Annotated in this window: 8 protein-coding genes; 4 read left to right on the top strand and 4 right to left on the bottom strand. The window is 62.9% G+C overall.

Translation table 11 applies throughout. The annotated features are described in order from the left end of the window. Positions 1-470 (bottom strand): recombinase family protein (locus APH36_RS23385; protein WP_177337127.1); only part of this gene is annotated, 470 nt, incomplete at its 3' end. Between the two features lie 201 nt (positions 471-671). Between APH36_RS23385 and APH36_RS23390 the strand changes: the two genes are divergently transcribed. From APH36_RS23390 to APH36_RS23400, 3 genes are read left to right on the top strand one after another with little or no spacing between them, the layout of a single operon-like run. Continuing rightward, complete coding sequence (locus APH36_RS23390) at positions 672-911, top strand: ribbon-helix-helix domain-containing protein (RefSeq protein WP_003089107.1); 240 nt, start codon at positions 672-674, stop codon at positions 909-911. After that, positions 911-1,321, top strand: coding sequence for a putative toxin-antitoxin system toxin component, PIN family (locus APH36_RS23395; protein WP_003150546.1), 411 nt, complete (start codon positions 911-913; stop codon positions 1,319-1,321). The genes APH36_RS23390 and APH36_RS23395 overlap by 1 nt, the downstream gene beginning before the upstream one ends. Positions 1,322-1,324: 3 nt before the next feature. Continuing rightward, positions 1,325-4,318 (top strand): Tn3 family transposase, encoded by a 2,994-nt coding sequence (locus tag APH36_RS23400; protein WP_003299771.1) that lies wholly within the window; start codon positions 1,325-1,327, stop codon positions 4,316-4,318. A gap of 12 nt (positions 4,319-4,330) precedes the next feature. Here APH36_RS23400 and APH36_RS23405 read toward each other — a convergent pair whose 3' ends face one another. The 3 genes from APH36_RS23405 to APH36_RS23415 are packed head-to-tail and all read right to left on the bottom strand — an operon-like array spanning position 4,331 to position 5,189. After that, positions 4,331-4,543: a GDCCVxC domain-containing (seleno)protein gene (locus tag APH36_RS23405; protein WP_003089113.1), complete on the bottom strand. Its 213-nt coding sequence runs from the start codon at positions 4,541-4,543 to the stop codon at positions 4,331-4,333. 7 nt (positions 4,544-4,550) lie between these two features. After that, on the bottom strand, positions 4,551-4,826 hold the full coding sequence (gene merP, locus APH36_RS23410) for a mercury resistance system periplasmic binding protein MerP (RefSeq protein WP_003150552.1): 276 nt from the start codon (positions 4,824-4,826) through the stop codon (positions 4,551-4,553). A gap of 12 nt (positions 4,827-4,838) precedes the next feature. Further along, positions 4,839-5,189, bottom strand: coding sequence for a mercuric transporter MerT family protein (locus APH36_RS23415; RefSeq protein ID WP_003089115.1), 351 nt, complete (start codon positions 5,187-5,189; stop codon positions 4,839-4,841). A 74-nt stretch (positions 5,190-5,263) separates the two neighbouring features. Between APH36_RS23415 and merR the strand changes: the two genes are divergently transcribed. After that, positions 5,264-5,662: an Hg(II)-responsive transcriptional regulator gene (gene merR, locus APH36_RS23420; protein ID WP_003089120.1), complete on the top strand. Its 399-nt coding sequence runs from the start codon at positions 5,264-5,266 to the stop codon at positions 5,660-5,662. The last annotated feature ends 87 nt before the right edge of the window (positions 5,663-5,749 follow it).

Here is a 5,749-nt window from a genome sequence, read left to right on the forward strand (position 1 = left end):
GGGGTTTCGGCCGCCATGGCGGTGGCCTCAGCCTTGGCTGGCAGGCCCTTGGGACGGCCACCGATCCGGCCACGCGCCCGTGCGGCCGACAGACCCGCCTGAGTCCGCTCGCGGATCAGCTCGCGCTCGAACTCCGCCAGCGAGGCGAACAGGTTGAACACCAGGCGGCCTTGGGCGTGGGTGGTGTCGATGGGGTCATTCAGGCTCTGTAAGCCGACCTTGCGCTCTGCCAGCTCGCCGACCAACTCGACCAGGTGCTTGAGGGAACGCCCAAGGCGATCCAGCTTCCAGATCACCACGGCATCACCCGGCCGCACGTTGGCCAGCAGTTTGTCCAACTCCGGCCGGGCGCTTTTCGCGCCGCTGGCGATGTCTTGGTAGATGCGTTCGCACCCGGCCTGTTTCAGGGCATCGACTTGTAGGTCGGCTTTCTGATCCCGAGTGCTCACTCGCGCATAACCGATCTTCATCAAAAGTACTGTTTACTCGACTACGTTAGTAATAGTTGAACTTTGATTAAGCGTACCAGTTATTTGAACCGTAGCGCGGGGAGCTTAACGAACCGAGCCATTCCTCGATAGAGTTCGGCAAAACCTTCGTTTTGTCGAACCATTGCATCGCCCTTTGTGATTGGCGTATAAACACACAAACACCTATTAGCGGAGAACGCTATGAATACCATTCGCTGGAATGTCGCCGTCTCGGCCGACACCGACCAGTCGCTTCGGATGTTTCTGGCCAGCCAGGGCGGCGGCCGTAAGGGCGACCTGTCGCGCTTCATCGAAGAAGCGGTACGGGCACACATCCTGGAGCTGAGCGCTGAGCAGGCCAAGGCCGCTAACGCCCATCTGAGTGAGGCAGAATTGACCAACGCGGTTGACGAAGCGCTCGACTGGGCACGTAAGCGCTGATGCGGGTCGTGTTGGATACCAACATCCTGTTCAGCGCCCTGATCTCGCCACATGGCGCGCCCGATGCGATCTACCGTGCCTGGCGGGCGGCGCGTTTCGAGGTGGTGACCTCGCGGATGCAACTCGATGAAATTCGTCGAGCCAGCCGCTATCCCAAGCTTCAGGCCATCCTACAGCCCGCCAAGGTGGGCGCCATGATCAATAACCTGCAACGGGCTGTGGTACTGGAGCGCCTGACCATCGAGGTCGAAGCCGATGATCCGGATGACTCGTTTTTGCTGGCCATGGCCTTGGCGGGCGATGCGGACTACCTGGTAACCGGTGATCGCCGCGCCGGCCTGCTGCAACGCGGGCACATCGAACGCACGCGGATCGTCACGCCCGCCGTGTTCTGCGTCGAGGTGCTGTGATCAATGCCGGTCGGTTTTCTGACTCAAGAGCAACGCGACGGTTTTGGCCGCTATGTTGATTCGCCCAGCCGTGAAGAGCTGGAACGTTACTTCCACCTGAGCGATGAAGACCGTGAAGCCATCCAGGTGCTGCGGGGTAACCATAACCGTCTGGGTTATGCCGTTCTGCTGACCACCGTCCGCTTCGTTGGCGTTCTGCCGGACAAGCCCGCCGCCGTGCCGGTGGAAGTCCTGCAGGTGCTTTGCCGACAACTGGCGATTCCAGACCCCGACTGCCTCCAGCGCTATAGCGATCATCGCCGCTGGATACATGCCACCGATATTCAGAACCGCTTTGGCTATCGTCATTTCACCGATCCGGGCATCGGCTTTCGCTTGAGCCGCTGGCTGTATGCCCTCTGCTGGACGGGCACCGACCGGCCGGGAGTGCTGTTTGAGCGAGCCACCTCGTGGCTGTTCACACAGAAAGTCCTCCTGCCTGGTGTGTCTCAACTAGAGCGCTTTATCGCCCAGTTGCGCAGTCGGGTCGAAGAACGCCTCTGGTTTACGCTGGGCCGCAGCGTGACTGAGGAACAGCGATTGCAACTGCAAGACTTGCTGACGGTGGCCGAAGGCAACCGCAGCTCCCGGCTGGATCAATTGCGCTCCGGCCCGGTCATGGTCAGTGGCCCCGCGTTGATTCGGGCACTGCGCCGGCTCGATGACGTGCGCGGCATCGGCATCACCTTGCCGGCGGCGGCGCACATCCCTCCCAGCCGTATCGCCGCCCTGGCCCGCTTCGCCAACACGGCCAAGGTCACCGCGATTAATCGGCTGCCGGCGTCGCGGCGGATGGCGACACTGGTGGCCTTCGCACTCTGCCTGGAGGCGACTGCGCACGACGACGCACTGGAAGTCCTGGAGGCCTTGCTGCGCGACCTGTTCAGCAACGCGGAGAAGGCCGACAAGAAAGCCCGCATGCGCAGCCTGAAAGACCTGGATCGGTCGGCCGCGACGCTCGCCGCCGCGTGCAAGGTCGTGCTGGACAGCTCGATCAGCGATGACAACGTGCGCGCCCGGCTGTTCAACGACCTGCCGAGGACCACCCTGGAAAAGGCCCTGGAAGAGGTCAACGCGCTGATCCGCCCGGTAGATGACGTCTATTTTCTTGCATTGGAAGCGCGCTACCGCAGCGTGCGCCGCTTCCTGCCCGACCTGCTCAAGCACATCCGCTTCGGCTTCAGCCCGGCCGGCAAGGGCGTGGCGGCTAGTCTGGAGTGGCTGCAACTGAACCTGCCGCGCCGGAAGCCAGAGGATGACGCGCCGCAGGAGATCGTGGCCAAGGCTTGGCAGAAGCACATCACCCGCGAAGATGGCTCCCTCGACATGGGTGCCTATGTGTTCTGCACGCTCGATGCGCTGCGCACGGCCCTGCGCCGCCGCGATGTCTTCGTCTCGCCCAGTTGGCGCTATGCCGACCCGCGCCTTGGCCTGCTCGACGGTGCCGAATGGCTGGCGGCGCGACCGATCATCTGCCGGTCACTGGGCCTGACCATCGACGCCAAAACCACCCTGGACGCCTTGTCCGTCGAGCTGGATGCAACCTGGCTGGCAGTAGCCGCGCGCCTGCCCGACAACCCGGCGATTCAACTGAGCGAGAACACCGAGGGCAAGACCGAACTGTCGCTCGGGGCGCTGGACAAGCTGGACGAGCCCTGCTCGTTGCTGCAACTGCGGGCGGCCGTGTCTGACCTGATGCCGCGTGTCGATCTGCCGGAAATCCTCTTGGAAATCGCCGCCCGCACTGGCTTTTCCGAGGCCTTCACCCATGTCTCCGAACGCAATGCACGCGCCGACAACCTGGTCACCAGCCTCTGCGCGGTGCTGTTGGGCGGGGCCTGCAACACCGGCCTGGAGCCCTTGATCCGCACCGACAACCCGGCGCTGCGCCGTGACCGGCTGTCCTGGGTCAGCCAGAATTATATCCGCGACGACACCCTGTCAGCGGCTAACGCCATCCTGGTCGGAGCGCAAAGCCAACTGGAACTGGCCCAAGTCTGGGGTGGCGGCGAGGTCGCCTCCGCCGATGGCATGCGCTTCGTCGTACCGGTGCGCACCGTGCATGCCGGCCCCAATCCGAAGTATTTCGGCACCGGCCGGGGTGTCACCTGGTACAACCTGATTTCCGACCAATTCTCCGGCCTCAACGCCATCACCGTGCCCGGCACGCTGCGCGACAGCCTGGTGTTGCTGGCGGTCGTGCTGGAACAGCAGACCGAGTTGCAGCCGACGCAAATCATGACCGACACCGGGGCCTACAGCGATGTGGTGTTCGGGCTCTTCCGCCTACTTGGCTACCACTTCAGTCCGCGGCTGGCCGATGTCGGCGGTACCCGCTTCTGGCGCACGCGCCCGGACGCGGACTACGGCAAGCTCAACGGGCTGGCCCGCCAGTCGGTCAAACTCGACCTGATCGCCGAGCACTGGGACGACCTGCTGCGCCTGGCCGGCTCGCTCAAACTCGGCCGGGTGCCGGCGACTGGCATCATGCGCACGCTGCAAACGGGAGATAGACCCACCCGGCTGGCCCAGGCGCTGGCCGAATTCGGGCGGATCGAAAAGACTCTGCACACGTTGACCTATATCGACGACGAGTCCAAGCGCCGCGCCACCCTGACCCAGTTGAACCGAGGCGAAGGCCGGCACAGCCTGGCCCGCGCCGTGTTCCACGGCAAACGCGGCGAGCTCCGCCAGCGCTACCGCGAAGGCCAGGAAGACCAGCTCGGTGCTCTGGGCCTGGTGGTGAACATCATCGTGCTGTGGAACACCCTCTACATGACGGCGGCCGTGGAACGGCTCAAGCAGCACGGCTATCCAGTGCTGGAAGAGGATTTGGCCCGGCTATCGCCGCTGATCTACGAGCACATCAACATGCTCGGGCGGTATTCCTTTGCGGTACCGGAAGAAGTTGCGCGCGGCGAGCTGCGGCCACTGCGTAATCCAGACGACGACCTGTGATCCCCCTAAACGCTATGAGCAACACCCAAGCTGCTGCTGGATCGGCGGGCACTTCACCGAGCCGAACGAACAGAAAACGCAGCAATCCCCTGGGTTGGGGCGCAGCAGCGCCTTGCAGTTGCTGCACTCGTAATAGAACTGGCAGGCGTCCGTGGGCATGGTTTCCGGCTTGGCGAAGCCGCAGCGCGGGCAAGTCAGCACGGACTCAAGGACAATGGCGCTCATCGTGACCTCACTTCTGCACTGTGGAGGGGTATCCCGCGTTCGCGGTCGCCTCAGTCAGTGCCTCGGGCTGGGCCTTATCGGGATCGTAGGTGACGGTCGCCGTCTTCTGGTCGAAATTGACCTGGACGTCACTCACGCCGGACACCTTCTCCAGCGACTTCTTGACCGTGATCGGACAGAGTCCGCACGTCATGTTCTGCACGTCGAGCGTGACGGTTTTCGGGGGAGCCGCCAGCGCCACGAAGGGCAAGGCGAAAAGCACGGCGATCAGCAGTTTGCGCATGGTTAATCTCCTTCAGTAGAACAGCGGGGCGAGCCACGGCACGGCCAATAGGCCGAGCAGCAGCACGCTGACGATCCAGAACACGAGTCGCTGTCGCACGAGCGTGCGCGGATCGGCGCAGGGTGTACCTGGCGTACAAACCTGTGGCACCAGGTAGAGCTTGCGGAATGCCAATCCCAGGAACAGTAGAGTCAACCCGATGAAGAGGGGGCGTAGTGGCTCCATCATGGTCAGAGCGCCCACCCACGTACCGCCGACACCGAGTGCCAACAGCACCAGTGGCCCGACACAGCACACCGACGCACCGATGGCGGTCAGCGAACTCGCGACCAGCGAGCCTTTCCCGGTGAGTTGCATCCCCATTCCCATCTCCTGAGCCTGATTGCCTAGGTGCTATTCTAAACTCCGTACCAAAGTACGGAATCAAGGAGAAAGTGATGGCCACAGAGCTGACCATTGGCAAGCTGGCAGACGCCGCCGGGGTGAACGTCGAGACGATCCGCTACTACCAGCGACGCGGGCTGCTGGATGAACCAGCCAAACCCTTGGGTGGCCATCGGCGCTATCCGGTGGACATGGTGAAGCGACTGCGTTTCATCAAGCGGGCTCAGGCGCTGGGTTTCACGCTCTCGGAAGTCGGTGGACTGCTGACGCTGGATGAGTCGTGCGCCTGTGCCGAAACGCGAGCACGGGCTGCACGCAAGCTCGCGTTGATCGAGCAGAAGATGGCCGACTTGGTCGTCATGCAGCAACTGTTAGGCGAACTGGTGCAGCAATGTGATGCGGGAGACGGCGGAACGATCTGCCCGATCATCGAGGCACTGATCAGAGAGTAATGCCTGGCGGGTGAGCTGGAGATCGGAAAGCCCCTTTACGGTGGGATTCAGAGCTTACGTTGGTTTTTGGTTCCATTGCTCCCCAAA

Origin of the sequence: Pseudomonas sp. NBRC 111133, from assembly GCF_001320605.1 — a bacterium.
GTDB classification, from domain to species: domain Bacteria; phylum Pseudomonadota; class Gammaproteobacteria; order Pseudomonadales; family Pseudomonadaceae; genus Aquipseudomonas; species Aquipseudomonas monteilii.

What these genes read in the sequence shown, in the direction of transcription:
- APH36_RS23390 (WP_003089107.1), top strand. Translation starts at nt 672, where the DNA reads ATGAATACCATTCGCTGGAATGTCGCCGTCTCGGCCGACACCGACCAG.
- APH36_RS23395 (WP_003150546.1), top strand. Translation starts at nt 911, where the DNA reads ATGCGGGTCGTGTTGGATACCAACATCCTGTTCAGCGCCCTGATCTCG.
- APH36_RS23400 (WP_003299771.1), top strand. Translation starts at nt 1,325, where the DNA reads ATGCCGGTCGGTTTTCTGACTCAAGAGCAACGCGACGGTTTTGGCCGC.
- APH36_RS23405 (WP_003089113.1), bottom strand. Translation starts at nt 4,543, where the DNA reads ATGAGCGCCATTGTCCTTGAGTCCGTGCTGACTTGCCCGCGCTGCGGC.
- merP (WP_003150552.1), bottom strand. Translation starts at nt 4,826, where the DNA reads ATGCGCAAACTGCTGATCGCCGTGCTTTTCGCCTTGCCCTTCGTGGCG.
- APH36_RS23415 (WP_003089115.1), bottom strand. Translation starts at nt 5,189, where the DNA reads ATGGGGATGCAACTCACCGGGAAAGGCTCGCTGGTCGCGAGTTCGCTG.
- merR (WP_003089120.1), top strand. Translation starts at nt 5,264, where the DNA reads ATGGCCACAGAGCTGACCATTGGCAAGCTGGCAGACGCCGCCGGGGTG.